The following is a 23,149-nucleotide window of genomic DNA, read 5'->3' on the forward strand; positions in this document are numbered from 1 at the left end:
CCCCGGCATCCGCCGGGGCCGAATCGCGTGCACGGGCACCGCGTACCGCGCCACACCGTCAGGACGACGAGCGCCGTCGGCGTCGAGACGAGCGCTGTCGGCGTCGAGACGAGCGCTGTCGGCGTCGAGACGAGCGCTGTCGGCGTCGAGACGAGCGCTGTCGGCGCAAACCCACTCACCACGCCGCCGCGCGCCCGCGTCTGGACTGACGAAGAGCGAGGAGCGCAGCGACAATGCGATGAGGAGGGAAGACGCGGGTTATAGCGCGAGCGGCACCGCGACGGCGGAGCCGGCGCCACTCACAGGGGTATGTTCTTGTGCCGCCCGCGGCGTGCCGGTGCTGCGGCGAGTGCGGCGGTGATGATGCTGCGGGTTTTGGCCGGGTCGATGACGTCGTCGACGACGCCGATGGATTGGGCGCGTCCGACGCCGCCGGCGATGGCTTCGTGTTCGGTGGCGAGGCGGTCGTGGAGGGCTTCGCGTTCGTCGTCGGGGGCGGCGGCGAGTGTTTTCTTGTGCAGGATGCCGACGGCGGCTTTGGCGCCCATGACGGCGACTTCGGAGCCGGGCCAGGCGTAGACGGCGGTGGCGCCCAGTGCGCGGGAGTTCATGGCGATGTAGGCCCCGCCGTAGATCTTGCGGGTGACCAGGGTGACGCGGGGGACTGTGCATTCGGCGAAGGCGTGCAACAGTTTTGCGCCGCGGCGGACGACGCCGTTCCATTCCTGTCCGACGCCGGGGAGGTAGCCGGGGACGTCGGTGATGACGACGAGCGGGATGCCGAAGGCGTCGCAGAGCCGGACGAAGCGGGAGGCTTTTTCGGCGCTCTCGGAGTTGAGGCATCCGCCCATGCGTAGCGGGTTGTTGGCGATGACGCCGACGCTGTGTCCGGCGAGGCGGCCGAATCCGGTGACGATGTTCGGAGCCCATTTCGCTTGCAGCTCTTCGAAACTCGAGATTTCGGTAGCGCCGTCGGCGGCGAGCTGGGTGTCGAGGAGGGCGGTGACGACGGGGTGGACGTCATATGCCCGGCGGTTTGATTCGGGCAGTAGGGCTTTGAGGTCGGTGTCGCCTGCCTCGGCGTGTGCGGTGTCGAATCGGCCGGGGCGGGAGAAAGTGGACACGAGCCGGCGGGCCCGCCAGTAGGCGTCGGCCTCGGAGTCGGCGGTGATGTGGCTGACGCCGGATTTCTTTCCGTGGGTGAGGGGGCCGCCGAGTGATTCCATGTCGACTTCTTCACCGGTGACGCTCTTGACGACGTCGGGACCGGTGACGAAGACACGTCCGGCGGGCGCCATGATCACCACGTCGGTGAGTGCGGGTCCGTAGGCGGCGCCGCCTGCGGCGAAACCGACGACCACCGAGATCTGCGGGATGTAGCCGGAGGCCCGCACCATCGCCTGGAACACTCCGCCGACGGCGTGGAGGGCTTCGACACCCTCGGCCAGACGTGCCCCGCCGGAGTGCCAGATGCCCACGACTGGAGCCTGTTCGGTGATGGCGGTGTCGATGGCGTTGACGATGTGGGCACATCCCACGACACCCATGGCACCGCCCATCACGGTGCCATCGGTGCAGTAGGAGACGGTGCGAACGCCGTTGACCTCTCCGATCGCCGCCTGCACTCCCGATTTGTCTCGGGGGTGCAGCAGCGACACAGAGCCTTCGTCGAAGAAGTTGGTCAACCGCAGCAGCGGATCTCGCGGATCGACTGAGTCCTCACGGCCGGTGATGGGGGCCAATGTGGTCATCGCTGTCTCCTCGGGGGTGTCGCGAATGGTCAGTAGCGACCGAAGGCGAGCGCCACGTTGTGCCCACCGAAGCCGAACGAGTTGTTCAGCGCGTAGTCAATCTGACCATGCCGGGGTTGCCCGTGCACCACTTCGATGTCGCACTCGGGATCCTGGTTCTCCAGGTTCAGCGTCGGCGGGATGACGCTTTCTTCGACGCTCTTGATCGTCAGCACCGATTCGAGTGCACCGACCGCGCCGATGGAGTGGCCCAGGGCCGACTTGGGGGCGTACACCGCAGCGTGATCGCCGATCGCCGACTTGATCCCGACCGCTTCGGCGGTGTCGCCGATGGGTGTCGAGGTGGCGTGGGCGTTGACGTGGGTGATGTCCTTCTTGGTCAGCCCGGCCGTCTGGAGGGCCCGTGTCATCGCTCGGGCGTTGCCCTGACCACTGGGGTCGGGGGCCACGAGGTGGAAACCGTCAGAGGTGATACCGGCACCGAGTACCCGTGCGTGGATATGTGCCCCACGGGCTTTGGCATGCTCCTCGCGTTCGAGGATCAGCATCGCGGCGGCCTCGCCGAAGACGAATCCGTCACGGTCCTTGTCGAACGGACGTGAGGCCGCGGCCGGATCGTCGTTGCGGGTGCTCATCGCGCGCATCATCGAGAACGCGGCGATCGGAATCGCATCGATGTGTCCTTCGACGCCACCGGTGACGACCATGTCGGCGTCGCCCATGACGATGTGGCGCCAGGCGTGCGCGATCGCCTCGGCACCCGACGAGCACGCCGAGACCGGGGTGATCACACCGGCGCGTGCGCCGATGTTGAGGCCGACGACGGCGGCCGGGCCGTTGGGCATGGCCATCGACACTGCCAGCGGGGAGACCTTGCGGTAGTTGCCGGAACTCTCGATCGCCTTGACGGCGTCGACCATGGCGTCACCGCCGCCCTGCCCGGTGCCGAGCACCACGGCGAGGCGTTCGGGGTCGACCTCGGGTTCGCCGGCCTGCGCCCACAGGCGCTTGCTCATGACGTGGGCGATCCGCTCGACGTAGGCCATGCGGCGGGCCTCGACGCGGGTGACCTCGTCGGCCGGATCGGAGAGCAGACGCCCGCCGACACGGCAGGGCAACTCGCCGAACTTGGTGACGAAGTCGTCGGTCAGCTCGCGAATGCCGGTCTTACCGTCGAGCAGCCCCTGCCAGGTCGATTCGAGATCGACACCGAGCGAGGTGGTGGCCACCATCGAGGTGACCACCACACTCGGGAAGTTCCCGCCCAGCGTTGAGTATTCGCGGAGGGACGGCGAGCTCACGAGTTCTGTTCTGCCTCGATCTGGGCCTGGATGGCGGCAGCGGCTTCGGGGTTCTCGGACTCGAGCTTCTGGATGTAGTTCACGGCGTCACCGACGGTGCGCAGGCCGGCGAGATCCTCATCGGGGATCTTCACGCCGTACTTGTCCTCGGTCTGCACCGCGATCTCGACCATCGACAGCGAGTCGATGTCGAGGTCATCGACGAACGACTTCTCCATCGTCACCTCGGACGGCTCGATGCCGGTGACTTCCTCGATGATCTCGGCGATGCCGGCAATGAGTTGTTCCTGGGTGGCAGCCACGTGGGTGGTTCCCTTCTAGTGATTTAGCTGTGGGTGGTGATTGTCCGGAGCTACCCGAGGCACGAAAACACCTCGGGTGCTTGGATATCCGGTGACGACCGGATTTCCGGTGGGGTCGCGTGGGACGCGACCACTATCCAAGTTCGATGACCTTCTCGATGTCGTCGGGGGTTTTCCACGCCACGGCGGGGGTCCCCTTCATCTCGCGCTTGGCGATGCCGGCGAGGGCACCTGCGGGCGGGAGTTCGACCAGAGAGGTGACGCCGGCCTCGCGCATGTAGGCCGAACACAGGTCCCATCGGACCGGGCTGGTGACCTGCGTGACGAGTTTGCTCAGCGCGTCGGCACCGCCGGCGACCGGCCGGCCGTCGGAGTTCGACAGCAGGACCCGGGCCGGGTCGGCGGGGGTGATCTTCGACGCGGCCGCGGCGACGGCGTCGCGCGCCGGGGCCATGTAGTCGGTGTGGAAGGCGCCGGCGACGGCGAGCTTGCGGATGCGTGCCTTCTCCGGCGGGCTCGCGATCAGCTCGTCGATGGCCTCCACCGGGCCGGCGGCGACGATCTGGCCGGCGGCGTTGCGGTTGGCGGGCACGAGTGCGAGTTCGTCGAGCCGGGCGAGGACCTGGGTCTCGTCACCGCCGAGCACCGCGGCCATCGTGGTGGCCTGGCGGGCGCACGCCTTGGCCATCTCGGATCCGCGGATCGCGGCGAGTTTGACGGCCTCGTCGGAGCTGATGACGCCGGTGATGGCGGCGGCGGCGAGTTCGCCGACCGAGTGACCGGCGATCACGGCGTCGTCGGGCAACTCGCCACGCTTGAGGTACTCATCGAAGGCCAGCAGGGCCGCTGCGACGACGAGCGGCTGGGTGACCGAGGTGTCGGTGATCTCCTCGGCGGTGGCGGTGGTGCCGAGCCGCTCGAGATCGAGTTGGATCAGCTTCGACCACGTCGCCAGCTGATCGCGGACTCCGGGGAGTTCCAGCCACGGAATCAACATGCCGGGTGTCTGAGAGCCCTGGCCGGGCGCAAGCATCGAAAGCACGTGACCAGAGAACACCGTTTCGGCCTCGTATGTCGGTGTGGAGGTCGATAGACCTCATCGGAAGGATTTGTGGGGTTCCCACAAAGGTGTCTCTGGCTGGTTCCGCATCGTCATCACTTCGAGATTCGTTACGGAAATGTGTCCGAAAGGCATCTGCCAGCGGAAATGTGGAAACAGCAGTGTTACTGAAGTTCCTCATGTGGCTGAGTGTGGCGATTCGTTCCTCAGATGTGTCAATCGTCCGACGGTTGCCGCGATACGCAAGACGTAGCCGTCGCGAGGGTTAGTTGGGTCACGTCCTGTCACTTCTGCAATTTTCTTCAGTCTGTACCGGACAGTATTTGGATGGATATACAGTTCGCGGGCGCATGCCTCCACGGAGCCGCCGCAGTCCAGATAGGACTCGAGGGTGTTGTTGAGGGTGGAGCCGCCGGTGGACAGCGGACGCACCAGCGTCTCGATGAGTGTTGCGGTCGCCGACGCGTCACCGTTGAGAGCCCGTTCGGGCAAGAGCTCGAGGCTGTGGACCGGGCGAGGTGCTCCGGGCCAGCCGACGACCGCGGCGATCCCGGCCATCGCCTCGGTGGCGCTGGTGTGCGCCGCTCCGAGGTTGGGCATCGTCGGCCCGATGACCACCGGCCCGTCGGCGAAGTGGTCGAGAAGTGCGTTACTGAACGGGTCGGTCATCCTGATCGGCCCGCTGACGATGGTCACCAGCAGGGTGCCCTGCACCACCGAGAGTGCGGCCCGGTCATGGCGTTTGGCGGTGTTGTGGATCGCCAGTGGGACCGACACGTTCTGCTCGGGAGGCGGCGCGCCTACGATGACGGTCGCCGGGGCGTCGGAATCCCAGTTCAGCGCGGCCGCCCGCGACAACAGCTGCGGGCCGGTGTCACCGCGGACGACGGCGTCGACCACGAGGGCCTCCAAACGCGAGTCCCACGCGCCGCGCGACTCGGCCGCCGACGCGTAGATGGCCGCGGCGGCGAACCCGATCTCGCGGCCGTAACGCAGCACCGACTCGGTCAACGCGCGCAGTTGGGCGTCGTTGCGGGCCAGCAGCGGCAACCATTTCTCGAAGAACTCCATCGCCACGCGCACCATCTCCACGGTCTGCAGCAGCGTGATGCGGCGCGCGAGATCCTGCGGGACGACCTGGAAGGCCTGAACGGTGAACTTGACGTTGCCCTCGGGATCCTGAATCCATTCGACGAAGTTCACCACCGCGGTCTGCACGACCAGCTGCACGCTGGCGCGCTGCGCGGCGTCGAGGTCGGCGAAGTAGGGGAGCTGATCCTGCATCGAGTGGACGGCCTCGGTGGCCAGGCGGCCGCTGTACTGCTTGACGCGACGCAGCAGGGTGTCGGGCAGCGCGTCGTGCACGGTGGCGGGGGCGGGCACGTGCGCACCGCGTTCCCCGAAGACGTCGCTGGGCGGCGGCGTCTGATTCACCCGATGCTCCGACATGTTGTTCACAGTAGGCGTCCGCGGTCGCCGGGCCCGACGAATGCGCCGTCAACGACTGCGGCGGCCGCCCGCGAGGGGGCGACCGCCGCAGTCGACGGATCGGTCGAACGCTAGGCGCTGCCGGTGTCGGCGTAGGACACCTCGGCGGCGTTGACGTCGGTGATCTGGTATTTCTCGGCGGCTTGCGCCGCGACCGCGGCGTCGATGTGCCCGTCGCGGGCCAGGGCCACCAGCACCCCGACGACGATGGACTCGGCGTCGACGTTGAAGACCCTACGAGCGGCCGGACGGGTGTCGGAGAACCCGAAGCCGTCGGCACCGAGTGTCAGATACGTGCCCGGCACGTAGGCGCGGATCTGCTCCTGTACGCCGCGCATGTAATCGCTGACCGCCACGAACGGCCCGGCGGTGTCGGAGAGGACCTTGGTGACGTAGGGCAGGCCCGCATCCTGCGAGGGGGTGCGCACCGCGGCACGGTCGATCGCGATGCCGTCGCGGGCGAGTTCGCTCCATGACGTCACCGAGTACACCGCGGCGCCGACGTTCCAGTCCGCGGCCAGGAGTTCCTGGGCGCGCAGCGCGTCGGGCATGGTCACCCCCGAGACGAGGATGTTGGCCGGATACTGCTTGTCCTGCGGGGCCGGGCTGAACCGGTAGATGCCCTTGAGTACACCTTCGACGTCGAGGTCGTCGGGCTTGGCCGGCTGACTGATCGGCTCGTTGTAGACGGTGAGGTAGTAGAAGATGTTCTCCGGATCCTCGCCGTACATTCGACGCAGACCGTCGACGACGATGTGTCCGAGTTCGTAGGCGAATGCGGGGTCGTAGGCCACCACCGCCGGGTTGGTCGCCGCGAGCAGCGGTGACTGGCCGTCGGCGTGTTGCAGTCCTTCGCCGGTCAGCGTGGTGCGTCCCGCGGTGGCGCCGATGACGAAGCCGCGCGCCATCTGGTCGGCGGCCGCCCAGAAGCTGTCACCGGTGCGTTGGAAGCCGAACATCGAATAGAAGATGTAGAGCGGGATCATCGGCTCGTCGTGTGTCGCGTACGAGGTGCCGACGGCGGTGAACGACGCGGCCGAGCCGGCCTCGTTGATGCCCTCGTGCAGGATCTGGCCCTCGCTGCTCTCCTTGTAGGCGAGCATCAACTCGGCGTCGACCGAGGTGTAGAGCTGTCCGTTGCGGTTGTAGATCTTGAGCGTCGGGAACCACGAATCCATCCCGAAGGTCCGCGCCTCGTCCGGGATGATCGGCACGATCCGATGGCCGATTTCCTTGTCGCGCAACAGATCCTTGAACACGCGCACCAGTGCCATGGTGGTCGCCACCTGCTGTTTGCCCGAGCCCTTGGCGGTGGTCGCGAGCGCCTTGCTCACGTCCGGGGACAACGCCTTGGCCGTGGTGCGGCGTGCGGGCAGGAAGCCGCCGAGGTTCTTGCGGCGGTCGAGCATGTACTGGATCTCCGGGGCGTCCATACCGGGGTGGTAGTACGGCGGCAGGTACGGATTCTCCTCGAGCTGGGCGTCGCTGATCGGGATGCGCGTCTCGTCGCGGAAGTCCTTGAGATCGTCGAGGGTCAGCTTCTTCATCTGGTGGGTCGCGTTGCGGCCCTCGAAGTGCTTGCCCAGGGTGTAGCCCTTGATCGTGTGCGCCAGGATGACCGTCGGCTGACCCTTGTGCGCCATCGCCGAGGCGTAGGCGGCATAGATCTTGCGGTAGTCGTGGCCGCCGCGCTTGAGGTTCCAGATCTCGGCGTCGGACATGTTCTTGACGAGTTCCTTGGTGCGCGGATCGCGATTGAAGAAGTGCTCCCGCACGAAGGCACCGTCGTTGGCCTTGTAGGTCTGGAAATCGCCGTCGGGCGTGGTGTTCATCAGATTCACCAGCGCGCCGTCGCGGTCGGCGTGCAGCAGTGCATCCCACTCGCGGCCCCACACCACCTTGATGACGTTCCAGCCCGCGCCGCGGAAGAACGACTCGAGCTCCTGAATGATCTTGCCGTTGCCGCGGACCGGGCCGTCGAGTCGCTGCAGATTGCAGTTGATGACGAAGGTGAGATTGTCCAGGCCCTCGGTTGCGGCGAAACTGGCGAAGCCGCGTGACTCCGTCTCGTCCATCTCGCCGTCGCCGAGGAAGGCCCACACGTGCTGATCGGAGGTGTCCTTGATACCGCGATCGTGCAGGTAGTGGTTGAAGCGCGCCTGGTAGATCGCGTTCATCGGACCGAGTCCCATCGACACCGTCGGGAACTGCCAGAACTCGGGCATGAGCCGCGGGTGCGGGTAGGACGGCAGGCCGCCGCCCTCGCCGGCGTGACTGTGTTCTTGACGGAATCCGTCCATCCGCTCGCCGGTGATCCGGCCCTCGAGGAAGGCGCGGGCGTAGATACCCGGCGAGGCGTGACCCTGGATGAAGATCTGGTCGCCGCCGCCGGGGTGCTCGTGGCCGCGGAAGAAATGGTTGAAGCCGACCTCGTACAGCGACGCCGACGACGCGTAGGTCGAGATGTGCCCACCGACCCCGACACCGGGACGCTGGGCCCGGTGGACCATGATGGCGGCGTTCCAGCGGATGAACTGACGGAAGGTGCGCTCGACGCTCTCGTCGCCGGGGAACCACGGTTCGAGTTCGGTGGGAATGGTGTTGACGTAGTCGGTGGACGTCAATGAGGGGATGGCGACGTGTTTCTCGCCTGCGCGCTCGAGCAGCCGGAGCATCAGATAGCGGGCTCGGGCCGGTCCGGCGTGTGCGACGAGATTGTCGAAGCTCTCCAGCCACTCGCCGGTCTCGTCGGGGTCGATGTCGGGCAGATAGGACGCGACGCCCTCGCGGATGACGCGCACGCGCGGGCCCGACCTGTCGGGGGTGCCGCCGGAGGTCGCGCTGACGTCCTTATCTGCCTGTTCGGTCACGGTGATGCCTACTCCTCGATCGGGCCGGGCGGGGGTGCTGTCCGGCGTGCGATGACACGAGAGTCCGTCGACGACGATGGTGTGCTCGCTCACGGACCCACCCCACATCGTGCCCCATGTCGCCGGTGTTGGCATCGGGGGTGTTCGGATTGGGCGCGCGGTACTTGACCTGCGGTAGCGTTCGGTTTGTGATTACCACGGAGTAAGGAGTGTGCAGTGAGGCGTGCATCGGCCCGTCCGGCATTCCGGGCGGGGCTGCGCAACGTCGGGGGATGCCACAGCGAGACAGAAGAATGCCACCGGTCGGACGCCGACCCGGGGCGCGTCGGGGTGTTGGGTGGCCGAAGAAGCGCACAGGGTGTGACACGGGCGGGTGTCGCCGTGATGGTGACGGCCGTGGTCTTGGTGTTCGCCGGATGTGCGACATCGGTGCTCGGCGCGCCGACCGTCGATTCCTCGCAGGTGTCGATGTATCGGTCCGAGCAATCGGCCTCGACCTCGGCGGCGCGCCGAGGGCTCGCGGCGACCCTGTGTCGGCAGGCCATGTCGTCGATGGTCGTGATGGTCCGTGGATACAACACCTTTGTCGCTCGACTGAACGCGGTGCAGTCCTACGACCGTGTCGGTGACCTCGATGACCGCGCCCGGGCGAGCCTGATCGCCGGTGTGGACCAGATCCGGGCCAAGGTCACCGATGCGGTCTCCGCGGACGTGACCGGGCCGGTGAACGCCTTCCTGACCAGCTCGGGGAGGCTCGGTGACGCCATCGGACGACGTGAACTCGTGGGGTTGAATCCGATCTCCGACACCTGGACGCGCGACAAACAATCGGTTCTGGCTGCCTGCGCGACGTACCTGCCGACCCCGCCCGGATTGGCCTCGACGCCCGCCGGGGCAGCACCGCCCGGGTAGCCCGCGGCGCGCGAGTTCATGAATTCGTGTCGGTGCGCGATCGTGGTGTGCATTACGCTGTCCCAATAGTCGGCTGATGTGCGGTCGGCTGCGATCGAATTGCCGATACGGCGAAACAAGTTGACTTGGGAGGTCTCGCGCGGTGGTAGCCGCCTCAGGGAGCAATGGCTCCGACGGCAGCAGTGCACAGAAACTGGGGTTCGCCCCCGGCATGGTGGTCCAGGAACTCGGCTGGGACGAGGACGCCGATGACGACCTGCGTGCCGACATCGAGGATGCGATCGATGCCGAGATGCTCGACGAAGATGCCGATGACGTCATCGACGCGGTCGTTCTCTGGTGGCGTGACGACGACGGTGACCTCGTCGATCGGTTGATGGACGCCATCGGCCCGCTCGCCGACGACGGATACGTCTGGGTGTTCTCGCCGAAGACGGGCAATCCCGGGTACGTCGACCCGAGCGAGATCGCCGAGGCCGCGCCCACCGCCGGGTTGACCCAGACCTCGGTGGTCAGTCTCGGTGACTGGTCGGGTTCGCGTCTGGTGCAACCGAAGACGCGTTCCGGCAAACGCCCATGAGCGTTCCGGAGATGTCGATCCCGCTGGGGATCGGCGCCACCGCACCGGACTTCGAACTACGCGACCAGAACAACCAGCGGGTCTCGTTGTCGCGGTTGCGTTCCGAGGGCCGCAAGGTTCTCGTCGTGTTCTTTCCGCTCGCGTTCACCGGCACGTGCCAGGGCGAACTCGGGTATATCCGTGACAATCTGCCGCGCTTCGCCAACGACGAGGTGACCACGGTCGCGGTGTCGGTCGGGCCGCCCCCGACGCACAAGGTGTGGTCGGCGGCGCAGGGATTTCTCTTCCCGATCCTGTCGGACTTCTGGCCGCACGGTGAGGTCGCCCGCTCCTACGGTGTGTTCAGCGAGGGTCGCGGGTACGCCGATCGCGGAACCTTCCTCGTCGACACCGACGGACGCATCGTCTTCGCCGACGTCGTCGGCCCGGGTGAGGGGCGCTCGGAGGCGCTCTGGGACAAGGCGTTGGCCACCGTCTGACCGAGCCGTCACGACATTGCGTGCCACAAGTTGGCCGTCAAGTCTTGACCAAGTCGTTGCATGCCTCGGGTTGCGACAGAAGTTACTGCTGTAGTTCAGTGTGACTATTGTGAATAAACTGTCGCTGTCACAGCTCACCAGGATCTGCACCCGTGGTCGCCTTCGCCGCGTCGGCGTCGGCATGCTCGCCGGGGGTGCGCTGGCCTTCGCCGGTGCCGGACACTGCGCCGCCGCGCCCTCGGATGCACTGCCGGACCTCAACGACCTGCCGGGCATCGTCGCAGGTATACCGAACTCTTCGTCGGACATGGGCTTGGGCGATCTGCTGCCAAGCCTGCAGAGCCTGATCCCCGGGACGGGTGCGCAGACCGGCACATCACGATGCACCTCGGTGATCCAAGTCGGCGACTCGACGTCGGTGCGCGCCGACGACCCTGCTTTCGTCCCGGCGGCCGGGGACACCGCCAGTGCCGAGTACCGCAGGGTCGGGGTGAACAGCTTCACCCTCGACGCGGTCAGCGGCCGGGCGATCGTCGGCGGTCCCTCACCCGACGCCGAACACGCCGTCGCGTCCCGGCTCGCGTCCGGCGCCCGCGGCTGCTGGGTGATCGCCATGGGCGTCAACGACGTCGGGGACATCTCGACGGGAAGTTCGATCGACGCCGGTGCCCGCATCGACCGGATCATGCGTCAGCTGTCCGGGCAGCCGGTCCTCTGGCCGACGGTCACCTCGTCGAACCCGAGTAACAAGGCATTCGATTCGGCCGCCATGGCCACGTTCAACACCGCACTGCGCAACGCGACCGCGCGCTACGCCAATCTGGCCGTGGTGGACTGGGCCGGAGCCGCCCAGCCGGCGGAATTCACCGACGGCATCCACTACACCGCCGCGGGCACCGCCGACCGCAACAAGCGATTCGCCGACGCGCTGGCCGCGGCCTACCCGTCGGGCAGCGTCGGCGCCTCTCCCTCGACGCGGTGGGTTGCCGGCTGACGCGGTGGATTGCCGGCTGACGGTCCTCAGATCGGGCAGGTGATGTTGGGATCACGCTTGCCGGTGACGGCTTGCTGCAGGCCCACGGTCACCGCATCGGCATACATCCAGGTGCCCGCTCCCATCGGGTGGACGTCGTCGGGGCCGAGATTCTCCGGATGGGCGGCAGCGGCCTGACACCACGGCGCCAAGAAGACGTTGCGATGTCGTGGTGCGTACTGCAGAACCTGTTGTGCCGCCTGCGGGATGCCGTCAACCGGACCGAACGGGACCAGCAGGACGATCAGGTGACCGGGGCCGATCTCGGAGAGGATCCGGTCGAGCTGTCCGGGGAACGCTTGCCCGTTGGTGCCGAATCCGAGCACCACGTACTTGCGGAGCGCGCCGGACGCCCGAAGATCCTCGATGACGCCCTCGCCGCCGCTGTAGTGACGCGAAACCTGCGCGTCGATGTAGATGCCGGGGAACCGCGCACGAAGCGCCTGTGACGAGGCGAGCATGACCGAGTCGCCGATGCCGGTGATCTCCTGGCCGGTCGGCAGCCGTGGCGCACTGGGCGCGGCGGGACGTGGGGGAGCCGGCGGCGGGCTCGCATTGGCCTGCCGTTGCAACTCGGCGAGGTGGTCGAGTTGCAGTTCCAGCTGCGACTTCGACGGGCTGGTACCCAGCGCGGAACCGGCGAACAGGATCACGACCAGGCCGGCGGCGAACACCGCGGCCGGAATCGGCAGACGTGCCGAATTCCCGAGGTCGCGCAGCACACCGCGGAAACCCTTACGGCGGAACGGTGTCTCGATGTAGCGGTAGGACAGTTCGGACAGGCCGAGCGTGATCACCGCGGCGAGAATGCCGATCATCCAGCCGGGTAGCGAGAACGACGCCGTACCCGTGCCCTCCCGGAACCAGGCGCGCAGGAAGACCACGACCGGCCAATGCCACAGATACAGGCTGAACGATCGCTCGCCCAGGTAACGCAGGGCTTTCACGCGCAGGATCACCGGGACCGGTCCGGTCTCGCCGACCGCGGTGTGGATCACGCCCGCGGTCAGTACCGAAGCCAGCAGGAGCCCGCCCTGATAGGTGAGTGGTGAGGTGTCGGGCAGGGTGAACATGAGGACCAGAAGTCCGACGAAGACGGCCGGTGCGAGGGTCTTGCCCAGGATCTCGGCGGTACGGGGAGAGACCCGACGCGGCCACGAATCGGCGGCGCCGGCGGCCGGGGCGGTGCACAGCAGCGCCAGCGCGGCGCCGATCAGCAGGCCGAAGGAATGGGTATCGCTGCCGAAATAGACCCGGCTCGGATCGGTATCGGGGTTGTAGATCGCAATCATCGCGGCCACCGACGCGGCGTCGAGTGCGATCGTCACCGCGGCGGTGATCCGCAGTTGCGTACGCGTCGAGGTCCGGCGCGCCAACCACAGCACACCGAGCAACAGCAGTGGCCACACCACGTAGAACTGTTCCTCGATCGCCAACGACCAATAGTGCATGAAGATCTGTGGCGTCGTCTCGGCGAAGTAACTGTGCGACTGCGCGATCTGCACCCAGTTGTTGACGAAGAACGCCGACCCGAGGAATTGGCTCTTGAGCTGCACGCCGACGTCGCCGCCGATGAGTCCGGCGACGGCGGTGGCCACGACCAGGACCGTCAGCGCGGCCGGCAGAATGCGGCGGGCACGTCGGGTCCAGAACTGCGACAACGAGATTCGCTTCTTGGCTCCGTACTCGCGAACGAGTAGCGAAGTGATCAGGAAGCCCGACAGGACGAAGAAGATGTCGACGCCGAGGTATCCGCCGCGGACCGCGTCACCGAAGAAGTGATACAGCACCACGGCGAGCACCGCGATACCGCGCACGCCGTCGAGCGCACGGCTGCGCCGGATGCGACCCGGCACCAGAGTGGCTGCGCCGGCCGGTGCCACGGCCGATTCTCGATCAGTTGCCGTCTCGGCAGTCGCCGGGGCGGTCGGTGAGTGGAGCTTCGTGGACAGCGTCCAGACCGGTTTGGGGATACGGACGGTGGGTGCCGACGAATTCTCGGCGGTGTCTGTGCCTGTATCTGGCTCGGCGCTCGTCCGGGACGTGCGCCGGTCCCGCATGTTCGGGATCGCCTTGACCGTCGCGGCTGCGGACACTGTGTCGGCGTCTCCGGCGTCGGTGTTGCCGGCACCGTCGTCGTCCGGCGCGTCCTGGGTCGCCTCGATCGGTATCTCGACGGTGTCGTCGGACGCGGTCTCGGTGCTGTCCTTCGGGGATGTGTCGTCTGCAGGTTCGTCGCTGTCGGGTTCGCCGCTGTCGGGTTCGTCGCTGTCGGGTTCGTCGCTGTCGGGTTCGTCGGAGTCATCGGCGTGGTCGGAGTCCTCCGCTGCGTCGTCGGCGACTTCCTCCTCGTCCTCGTCCGAGGCGTCGGCGTCGGGAGTGTCCTCGACCACCGACGTCTCGTCGGTCTCCACCTCGGCCTTCTCGCCGGCCTCGTCGGAGTCGGTATCAGGGCTCTCGGTGTCAGGGCTCTCGGTTTCGGGGCTTTCGGCGTCGGCTGCCTCCGTCTCAGTTGCCTGTGCGTCGTCCGACTGCGTGTCGGTCGCGACGACGATCGGGAGTTCGGCGGTGACCTCGTGGGTCAGGCGTCGGAGCTCGACGGTGTCGGCATCGCTGATCGCCCGGATTTCCACGGTCTTGGCATCGGAGCCCTCGATGTCGGGTTCGGGCCCGCGCGGCGGCGCCGGGAGCGCGTACACGGGCTCGGTTCCGGGCTCGTGGAGGACCCCGATGGGGCTCAGGCTCGCCATGGGGCCGGTGATCACCACGTTCGCGGGAGGCGGTGCGCCGACCAGCGTCGAGGTCGAGTGGCCCGAATCGTGATGATGGGTGATCGAGGGGATGTGCCGGCGTGTGCGCCAGGTGCGTAGTCGTGCCTTCATGCGTGTGCCCTCCCATCTCTCGATGCTGTCGTCGATGTCGTGTCTTCCTCGGTGACGATCGATATCGCCCTCGTCGTGGCTCGGTCGAAGTGGCTACGAGACCAGGGATCGGTGACGACAAAACCGACGGCATGCGCGCGCACGTCGTCGAGGGCGGGCAGGTGGGCTGACCCTGTGTGGATGGGGCGTGGCATACAGGCAGGTGAGCGTTTCGTTCGGGTGCGGTGGTGACATGACAGCGATGTCGAGGTGCTCGCAGGGGAGCATCAGCCGCTCAGTGTAGCGGTGTGGCGAGACGTTTCTGCGCACGACCGACCGCAGTGTCCTCCGGTTGGGGGAACGATGACCGATTCGCGAATATGGACTGTGGCCCAAAAGAATTCGTTGCGATTGCAACTACTTCCAGGTCAGTTCGACGCCCACACCGTTGCCGGGGACACCGTGACCAGTCCGTCGGCGAAGCGTATGTTGCGTGCCGCCACTGTCCCCACGGAGGTGGTGTTGGGGACGCCCGTCGACAACACGACCGGCCAGCAGGAGCGTCACGGCCGGACGTTCACCTGAGTCGGCACCTTCCTGCTCTGGGTCGTTCCGTCGCCGATCTGGCCCTCGGAGTTGGGGCCCCAACAGAAGAGCTTGTCGTGAGCGATAGCGCAGGTGTTGTCGTTCCAGACGCTCACCGCGGTTACTCCGTCAATACCGCGCACATCAGTGGGGGTGGTCACATCCTGGTAATCGTTGCGGTCCGCGCCCCAGCACTTCAGGGTGCGGGAACGTGTGATGGCACAGGTGGCTCCGCCCTCGGTCACAATGGAGGCGGTGTCTGCAAGGACCTGGGTGGGCACCAATCGATTGGTGGTCGTCCCGTCGCCGATCTGACCGGAGCCATTGTCTCCCCAGCAGAACGCGGTGTAGTCGGCGCGCCGTGCGCAGGCCGAGCCTTTGCCCCAATCACTTCCAGCGCTGAGCGACGCCGTATACCGAAGGTTCTTGACCTCGACGGGCGTGGTGCGCATCGTGGTGGTGCCATCGCCGAGTTGTCCGCTCGCATTCTTTCCCCAGCAGTAGGCGCGGCTGTTGGCCAGCGCGCATGTGGAGTCGTCGGTGACCGAGATCTGGGTTACCGACGACAGGGCTTCGACCTTGGTGGGCGCCGTGCGAGCGGTGGTCGTCCCATCACCAAGCTGGCCCTGGGAGTTCGATCCCCAGCAATAGAGGAAGCTGTCGGCGATCGCGCAGGTCGAGAAGGAGTTGGTAGCGATGTCGGTGACATTTGTCAGTCCCGGAATCTCCTTCGGTGTGAGGATCTTGTCGGTCGTCCCCCAGCAGTAGGCCTTCTTCGAGGCGACCGCACAGGTCGCGGAGTCGCCGACGGAGATGGCGGTGACATCGGTGAGTCCAACGACCTTGGTCGGTGTGGTGCGGTTGGTGGTGGTTCCGTCACCGAGTTGACCGTCGTCGTTCTGCCCCCAGCAGTAGGCAGTGCGCTCGTACACTGTGCACGAATTGAACACGGACGTGCTGACGTCGGTGAACGTCGGGGCGGTGGCTGCGGGCGGCGTCGAGTCGGTGCGGCCGACGGTCGCCACTGTGGCGACGACGGCTACGACGGCAACCACGAGGGCGGCCATTGCCGACAACAACACCGTGCGACTGCGGCGTCGTCTGCGTTGATGCGACTCCACGGTCGCTGCGTCCGGAGAGACGAGTTCACTCGATCCGCCGACCGGATCGGTGGTTCCCCAGGAGGCGATCGCCGATGCCGGACCGCCAGTAGATCCGGCGAGAACTCCGGCGAGTGCGCGGGCGAAGGACTGGCAATCGCGGAACCGTTGGGTCGGGTCTTTGGCGAGAGCGCGCTCGAACACCGGGTCGAGGGCGGCGAGGTCGGGCCGTCGTGAGCTCAGCGGTGGCGCCGGCTTCGACAACAGCGCGGCCATCATTGCCGAAGGCGTCGGAGCTTCGAAAGGCGCAGCACCGGTGAGTAATTCGTAGACGCTACATGCCAGCGCGTACTGGTCGCTGAACGGGCCGGCGGGTTCGGCGTCGATCATCTCGGGGGCGGCGTAGGCCAGGGTGCCGATGAATGCCTGGGTGGCGGTCATCGACGTCGAATCGGCGAGCTTGGCGATGCCGAAGTCGAGTAGTACCACCTGTTCGATCGCCCCGTCCGCCTCACGGGTGACGATGATGTTGGCCGGCTTGATGTCGCGGTGGATCACTTGGTGGCGGTGGGCGTAGTCGAGCGCCTCGCCGGTACGCAGGGCGACGACTCCGATCTCCTGATCCGATAGCCCTCCGGCGGTCAGGTCCTTGCCGTCGAGATAGGTCATGGTGAACCACGGCGAATCGTCCTCGACGCCGTAGTGGTGGATCGCGACGATTCCCGGATGATTCAACGAGGCCACGGTCCGTGCTTCATTGATGAACCGTTGCTGGAATTCGGTGTTGTCGGCGACGTTGACCGAGATGACCTTCATTGCTTCACGTCGGAGTAGGTGCGGGTGTTCGACCAGATACACCTGGCCCATGCCGCCCGCGCCGAGCTTGGCGAGGACCTGATATCCGGCAAAGGTGCTGCCCGCGTCGAGTTGTGCCACTAACAGATCCTCCTTGGTGCTCGTCCCGCGTCGGCGCACCATATGTTCCCGCTCAAAAGGAGACCTCCGTCGGGCCGTTGACGTAGCCGGTGGACCCGAGGCCGAGCTGGCCATCGCTGTTGGAGCCCCAACAGAACGTCTGGTGATCCGTACGTGCGCAGCTGACCGAGGACTCGGTCGTGACGTCGGTGACGGTGCTGTCGATGCCGGTGATCTTGGCGGGAGTGGCGAAGTACCCGCGGGGATCGGAGTTGATCGAGTTGTCTGAGTTGATCCCCCAGCAGTAGGCGGCACCGCCTGCCACCGCACATGTGGTCTGCGAGCCGAGCGCAACCGATGAGACGTCGGTCAGACCAGCGACCTTGGTGGGGACACGGGTGGTACGACGATCGGCATCGCCGGTTTGCTCGTAGGTGTTGTTTCCCCAGCACCACACTGATCCGTCGCTGACGGCGCAGGTGGAGTTGACCGAGGTGGCGATGTCGGTGACATGTGCCAGGCCGCCGATTCGTACGGGCGTGACGCGGTTGTCGAGGGTGCCGTCACCGAGCTGACCGCGCTCATTCGAGCCCCAACAGTAGACATCACCGGGACGGGTCACCGCGCATGTCTGCGCCGAGTCGGTGGTCGCCGACACCACATCGGCGATGTTCTTCACCCTGGTGGGAGTGGGCCGATCCGTGGTAGTGCCGTCACCGATCTGACCGTCGTGATTGGCTCCCCAACAGTAGGTTCCGCCGTCGGCGACGGCGCAGGTGGTGGTGTCGGAGGTGATGGCGTCTCCGACGAGCGTGACGTCGGCGCCCACGGTCACCGATGTCACGTTGTGCAACGAGGCCACCTTGGTCGGGTTGAGACGAGCGTCGGTGGTGCCGTTGCCGAGTTGTCCCTGGGCGTTGCCACCCCAGCAATAGAGTGCGCCGTCGGCGATGGCGCAGGCGGAGGTCCACCCGACGTCGACGCTCGTCACCTTGCCCAGCCCGTTGACCTTGACTGGGATGTTGGAGTCCGTGGTGGTCCCGGTGCCGAGGACGCCATTGGTGTTGGACCCCCAGCAGTACAACTGTGCATCCCGGATTGCGCAGGTCGCATTGTTGCCGGTGGAGATCGACGAGGTGGTCACCTGTGTGAGCGAGGGTTCGCGACCGACGACGAACCACGTTGCGGCGACCGCGATCACTGCGATCACCGCGGCCGCAGCGAGTCCCAGCGCGGACACGAGCACGTGGCGACGGAGTCTTGCGCCTCGACCCGGCGGGTCAGCCGGGAGGTCCATCGGTGGCAGGGTGTCCGGCGAACCGAGGTGTGCGGTCCCTGTCGGTGGCGGTGTGCCCGAGCCCGGCGTCGACGAGCTGGTCGGTGATTCGGCACCCATCGACGTGGGCGAGTCGCCGAATGAGCCCGGTGCCATAGGTGTCCCGGTCGGTATCGGTGTGTCGGGTGTGATGGTCTGACGCGACTGGGAATCCGTTGGGGGCTCCCTGACACCTGGAGGCGACGAGCCCGTTTCGGTCGGCACGACCGTCGGCCGCGCGTCCACGCCGACCGAGGGCTCGGCATCCGTCGGGGCATCCGGAGCGGGTGAGTCAGGTGTCATGGTGTGTGTCGGCGGGACGGTCGCCGCCGAGGACGGGTGTGGTCCGGCCATCCGGTCGGGCACGGGCAGTTGCTGCACCGGCGCCTGCTCCGGCTTCTCCGATGACCTCTCCGTCGAGGTGTCGACGGGCCGGGAGTGCGCCGCGGGCGTCGGCGTGGCCAGTGGCGCAATTGTTTCCGGCGCAGCCGAGTGGGCGCGTTCGCGGAACGAAGTCGGCGGTGTTTCGGGTGCGGAGGGCTGGTGCTGCGCGGCGGCCCGCGTCGCGAGGGTGGCGACCGTTCCGACAAACGCCCGGCAGTCCGGATAGCGCCGAGCCGGGTCCTTGTCGAGTACGTGGCCGAACGCCACGTCGAGTGCGGCGAGATCGGGACGCAGCGCGCTGATCGGCGGTGCCTGCCGGTGCAGGTGACCGCCGATGACCTCGGTCGGCGACGAAGCGGCGAAAGGTGTTGTGCCGGTGAGTATCTGGTACAGCAGGCAGGCCAGCGCGTATTGATCGGACGCGGGACTGGCGGCCTGACCCGCGATGACCTCGGGCGCGATGTACTCCGGTGACCCCGACAGGGGGTTCAGGACCGGGCGGCCGGAGAGTGCCAGAGTTCCGACGTCGAGGACGGCCACCGATCCACCTGCCGTACCCGGTCCGGCGGTGGCGGGGAGCAGGATCTCGCTCGGCCCGAGGTCGCCGTGGACGATCCCGCGGCGATGCGCGTGGTCAAGGACATCGGCGATCTGCCCGGCGATGCCCAGGGCCTCGGAGTCGGCGCGTCGGTCCGTGGTCAGCACGTGGCCGTCGACGAAGCGGCTGGTGAACCAGGTCCGGCCGGACTCCTCGCCGTACTGCAGGAGTCCGCCGAGGCCGGGATGGACCAGCCCTTGCACAACATGTGCCTGCGCGGCGAAGCGGGGCCGGAAGCCGGGGGCATTCGGGTCGACGGCCAGCAGTCGCATCAACACACGTCCGGACGGGCCGGGACGGTCTGCGATGAAGACCTGCCCGAGTGCATCGGTACGGATGGGACCGATCAGGTGATATCCGGCGACCATCCCCGAATTGCCCGCGTTCACACACTTCCCCCTCGGCCAGCCACTGATACGCCACCAGCGATTCCGGGATGACGATACCCAACGCGTCGTCCCGATCGGCGCCGTAGTCGTTCAGGCGGGAGAGGAACAGGCGGCCGACGGCCCGGGCGAGCGGCCGGTTCGCCGGTTCCGGGCGATCCGCGCGAGAAGATCAGCCCACCTGGAAAGTGGTCACCTCACGGATTTCGGAGGTGTCGGCGGTACGCAACCCCGGGCCGGTGAACGTCCCGGTGAAGGTGCGTGGTTGTTGACCGCCCACGCTCACCGTCACCACGTAATCGGTTGCCGGCGTTCCACACGACGAATACAGATTCACGTACACGGTGTAGGTGCCGGAGGGTGCCTGCGGGTAGGTGATGTTCTCGTTGTTCTTTCCGTCGATGTCGCAGTCGGCATTGGAGTCGAGATCCAGAGTGCCGCCCGACGAGGACGTCTTGTTGTTGAAGTAGATCTTGTCGCCCGACGGCTCGACGAGGATGAGATCGAGGTCGCTGTCGACGGTCCATGACGTGCTGACCTGTACCGCGCCGGTCCCGACCTTAAGTGCCTTGACCTCCTGACGCACCATCGGACCCTGCACCCCCGATGCGTCCACACCCGCGAAGTAGAAGGCGAAATCCTCCGACGGCAGTTGCTGGGCCAACGTCATCACCACCGAGGCGGTTGCCGTCGCCGACCCCAGCTTCAGCTCGGTGTATCCGGGTGCGGGTTTGCCGGCCGCCTTGCCATTGTGCTTGGCCTCCAACGCTATTCGCATGGAGGTGATGGGCTTCGACGACGTGGTGTTCTGGAGGACGCTACCGCCGTTGATCGCTGTGACGTTGTCGGGCAACCGCAGAGTCGGTCCTGCCGACTGCCCTGCGCCGAGTGTCCCCGACACCGTCGACGACGACCCGCCGGAGTCGTTGATCGCGGTCACCCCGGTGACGAAGCCGTCGATTGCAGGACCTGCTGCGACTGGTGTGCCGCTGACCGAACAGGCGGTCGTGAGGCCGATGATGACGGTCAGGACGGCGATCGCTGCCCGGCCGGCCCGTGACCGACGGGTGCGAACGTGTACAGAAGGCATGAAAACGATTAAAGCGACCTGAGAGCCGATCCGCGCGACAACAGTCGAACTGCGTCGTTGCGACCTTGTTCACGGTGCGCGCAAAGGGATTCGAACCCCTGACCGCTGGTGTGTAAGACCAGAGCTCTACCGCTGAGCTATACGCGCGTGGTCACGGCCGGGGCGGCCGCACCAACTCACGAATGTAGCGGCTGGGGTGGCCTTCGCCCAAACCGGTTCGGGTTCGCCGGAACCTGGCTCACACTCCGACGATGTGCGGCAGTGCGAACAGCACGATTGCCGACCACACCACGTGGGTACACAGCGGTGCCAGCACCCCACCGGTCGCGCGTCGCAGGACGGCGCACACCGCGCCGAGGATCACCCCGGTGAAGCCGAGCATCACATTACCGCTGGCCATTGTGACGACGACGTAGATGGCCGTCGACACGACCAGCGGGTGCCACGGGCGGGCGGCGGTGTACACCGCCCCGCGGAAGAACAGTTCTTCGGCGACGCCGTTGCCCAGGGTGATCGCCGCGATCGCGACGAGGCTGCCGGAATCGGCGTAGGCCAGCACTCGACCGATCAGGTCGTTGAGCGGGGGGATCAGGCGGGTGCCGAAAGCGCCGACGACGAAGCAGGCGCCGACCAGCAGGCCCACTGACACGCCGAGTAGCGCCGCGTTGCGATGCGGGTGTGCGGGTGCGCTGTTTGCCGAACGTCGACCGATAGCGGGGAACGCCCCGGCCGGGAGCGGGCCGGCGAGGAAACCACCGACGACCCAGACGACGCCGAGCGCGACGGTCAGCGGATAGAACCTGCTGTCGCCCGGGGTCGCCGACAACGAGAAGCCGAGAAGTACCGCGCCGATCACCAGCGTCACGCCGACGATCCATCGCCGGCGTGTCTGCCGCGGGGGCAGCTCGCCGTTGCGGTCGGTGCGGAGTTCGTCGATCAGCTCGGCGATTGCGCCGCGGTGTCGGACAGGGCTCTGGGTTGGTGAGTCCACGTCGTCAGACTGGCAGCAATGCGCGGCCGAGTCGACCCGCCGTCCCGAACACGCCGCGGACGGTGCCGCCGATCCGGCGTCGTACGCGTGGCCAGTCGCCCCCGGCCCATGCCGGATCGGTCAACGCCAGGTGATGCGGGTCATCGAGCGCACAGACCGACCGGGGAGCCGGTGACGCCACCGACGCGGCGACCGCGTCGCGCATCGGCGTCAAGCCTCCGGCAGGTGGCGGTACCAGCTCCCGGATGCGGTGTTCATCGGCGCGCATCGGGTGATCGAGGGAGGTGATGAGCTCTTCGGTGAGCGCGGACGGGATGGGAACGAGTAGTCCGGCAACCTTGCCGGCAAGACGCGTCCCGACGAATGGCACCCAGACCCGCACCTTCGGCATGCGGATCGCATCGAGATAGGCGTCGAGGACCGAGCGATACCGGCAGGCGTCGGGGCCGGCGATGTCGTAGTCGCCCGCGGGTAGATCGGGCTGACAAGCGGCGGTGAGGTAGTGCAAGACGTCGCGAATCGAAATGGGGTCCATGGGGTTTCGCGTCCACGACGGTTCCGGGATGACCGCGAGGCGGTCGCCGACGTAGCGGATGATCTCGAACGACGTCGACCCGGCGCCGAGGATCACTGCTGCGCGCAGCCACACCAGCTCCGGCCCGTCGGCCAGCCGGAGGGCCTCGCCGGCGTCGGCTCGGCTGCGCAGGTGATCGGAGAGGTCGTCGTCATCGGGGACGAAGCCACCCAGGTAGACGATGCGCGTGACTCCGGCGTCACGAGCGCCCGACGCGAGATTTGCGGCGGCGTTGCGGTCGGCGTCGGCGAATCCCGATTGACCGATCCCGTGAACCAGGTAGTAGAGCGCGTCGAGCGGCCCGGCCGCGGCCAGCGCCTGCTTCACCGAATCGGGGTCGTCGACGTCCATCGACACCGCGGTGACCGCGTCGAACCAGTCGAAATCGGTCAAGCGGTGCACATTTCGGGAGGACACGACGACATCATGTCCGGCGGCGAGCAGCGAGCACACCAACCGCGAGCCGACATATCCGCTGGCACCGGTGACAAAAAGCCTCATGAACACCACGGTAGGTACGGTTCCGCTGCCCGCCCAGGGACGCGGCGGGGTCGTGGCGGAGTCGAGACGCCGC

Annotated in this window: 16 protein-coding genes and 1 tRNA gene; 4 read left to right on the forward strand and 13 right to left on the reverse strand. The window is 66.9% G+C overall.

All coding sequences use genetic code 11. From position 1 onward, the window contains the following. Positions 1–299 precede the first annotated feature (299 nt). From QNM97_RS08160 to aceE, 6 genes are all read right to left on the reverse strand, one after another. On the reverse strand, positions 300–1,751 hold the full coding sequence (locus tag QNM97_RS08160; protein WP_283822312.1) for an acyl-CoA carboxylase subunit beta: 1,452 nt from the start codon (positions 1,749–1,751) through the stop codon (positions 300–302). A 29-nt stretch (positions 1,752–1,780) separates the two neighbouring features. Further along, positions 1,781–3,052 carry a KasA/KasB family beta-ketoacyl-ACP synthase gene (locus QNM97_RS08165; protein ID WP_208791699.1) on the reverse strand — a complete coding sequence of 424 codons (1,272 nt, stop codon included), beginning with the start codon at positions 3,050–3,052 and terminating at the stop codon, positions 1,781–1,783. Further along, on the reverse strand, positions 3,049–3,354 hold the full coding sequence (gene acpM, locus QNM97_RS08170) for a meromycolate extension acyl carrier protein AcpM (RefSeq protein ID WP_208791698.1): 306 nt from the start codon (positions 3,352–3,354) through the stop codon (positions 3,049–3,051). The genes QNM97_RS08165 and acpM overlap by 4 nt, the downstream gene beginning before the upstream one ends. 133 nt (positions 3,355–3,487) lie before the next feature. Then, positions 3,488–4,396, reverse strand: a complete 909-nt coding sequence (locus QNM97_RS08175; protein ID WP_283822313.1) for an ACP S-malonyltransferase — start codon at positions 4,394–4,396, stop codon at positions 3,488–3,490. A gap of 195 nt (positions 4,397–4,591) precedes the next feature. Further along, positions 4,592–5,863 (reverse strand): PucR family transcriptional regulator, encoded by a 1,272-nt coding sequence (locus QNM97_RS08180; protein WP_208791696.1) that lies wholly within the window; start codon positions 5,861–5,863, stop codon positions 4,592–4,594. Positions 5,864–5,973: 110 nt separating this feature from the next. After that, positions 5,974–8,772 carry a pyruvate dehydrogenase (acetyl-transferring), homodimeric type gene (aceE, locus tag QNM97_RS08185; protein WP_502875049.1) on the reverse strand — a complete coding sequence of 933 codons (2,799 nt, stop codon included), beginning with the start codon at positions 8,770–8,772 and terminating at the stop codon, positions 5,974–5,976. Between the two features lie 216 nt (positions 8,773–8,988). On the opposite strand from aceE, the gene QNM97_RS08190 reads away from it, so the two are divergent. The 4 genes from QNM97_RS08190 to QNM97_RS08205 all read left to right on the forward strand — a co-directional run bounded on the left by QNM97_RS08190 (position 8,989) and on the right by QNM97_RS08205 (position 11,737). After that, a complete protein-coding gene (locus QNM97_RS08190) occupies positions 8,989–9,684 on the forward strand; it encodes an Rv2240c family protein (RefSeq protein ID WP_283822315.1) in 696 nt (231 codons plus the stop codon). A 142-nt stretch (positions 9,685–9,826) separates the two neighbouring features. Beyond that, the gene (locus QNM97_RS08195; RefSeq protein WP_283822316.1) at positions 9,827–10,264 is read left to right on the forward strand and encodes a DUF3052 domain-containing protein; all 438 of its coding nucleotides are present in this window, start codon (positions 9,827–9,829) and stop codon (positions 10,262–10,264) included. Further along, complete coding sequence (locus QNM97_RS08200; protein ID WP_283822317.1) at positions 10,261–10,743, forward strand: peroxiredoxin; 483 nt, start codon at positions 10,261–10,263, stop codon at positions 10,741–10,743. The genes QNM97_RS08195 and QNM97_RS08200 overlap by 4 nt, the downstream gene beginning before the upstream one ends. Positions 10,744–10,852: 109 nt before the next feature. Continuing rightward, entirely contained in the window at positions 10,853–11,737 is an 885-nt protein-coding gene (locus tag QNM97_RS08205; RefSeq protein ID WP_502875050.1) for an SGNH/GDSL hydrolase family protein, read from the forward strand. 26 nt (positions 11,738–11,763) lie between these two features. Here QNM97_RS08205 and QNM97_RS08210 read toward each other — a convergent pair whose 3' ends face one another. From QNM97_RS08210 to QNM97_RS08240, 7 genes are all read right to left on the reverse strand, one after another. Further along, positions 11,764–14,658, reverse strand: a complete 2,895-nt coding sequence (locus QNM97_RS08210) for an acyltransferase family protein (RefSeq protein WP_283822319.1) — start codon at positions 14,656–14,658, stop codon at positions 11,764–11,766. A gap of 542 nt (positions 14,659–15,200) precedes the next feature. Continuing rightward, positions 15,201–17,258: a protein kinase domain-containing protein gene (locus QNM97_RS08215; protein ID WP_283822320.1), complete on the reverse strand. Its 2,058-nt coding sequence runs from the start codon at positions 17,256–17,258 to the stop codon at positions 15,201–15,203. A gap of 52 nt (positions 17,259–17,310) precedes the next feature. Further along, the gene (locus QNM97_RS08220; protein ID WP_283822321.1) at positions 17,311–19,923 is read right to left on the reverse strand and encodes a protein kinase domain-containing protein; all 2,613 of its coding nucleotides are present in this window, start codon (positions 19,921–19,923) and stop codon (positions 17,311–17,313) included. 169 nt (positions 19,924–20,092) lie between these two features. After that, positions 20,093–21,010 (reverse strand): YfaP family protein, encoded by a 918-nt coding sequence (locus QNM97_RS08225; protein WP_283822322.1) that lies wholly within the window; start codon positions 21,008–21,010, stop codon positions 20,093–20,095. 75 nt (positions 21,011–21,085) lie between these two features. After that, positions 21,086–21,157: transfer RNA gene (locus tag QNM97_RS08230), tRNA-Val, on the reverse strand. 91 nt (positions 21,158–21,248) lie between these two features. Next, positions 21,249–22,001 (reverse strand): CPBP family intramembrane glutamic endopeptidase, encoded by a 753-nt coding sequence (locus QNM97_RS08235; RefSeq protein WP_283822323.1) that lies wholly within the window; start codon positions 21,999–22,001, stop codon positions 21,249–21,251. A gap of 4 nt (positions 22,002–22,005) precedes the next feature. Further along, positions 22,006–23,076, reverse strand: coding sequence for an NAD(P)H-binding protein (locus QNM97_RS08240; RefSeq protein WP_283822324.1), 1,071 nt, complete (start codon positions 23,074–23,076; stop codon positions 22,006–22,008). Between the last annotated feature and the right edge of the window lie 73 nt (positions 23,077–23,149).

Origin of the sequence: Gordonia sp. L191, assembly GCF_030077625.1 — a bacterium.
Classification (GTDB): Bacteria; Actinomycetota; Actinomycetes; order Mycobacteriales; family Mycobacteriaceae; genus Gordonia; species Gordonia polyisoprenivorans_A.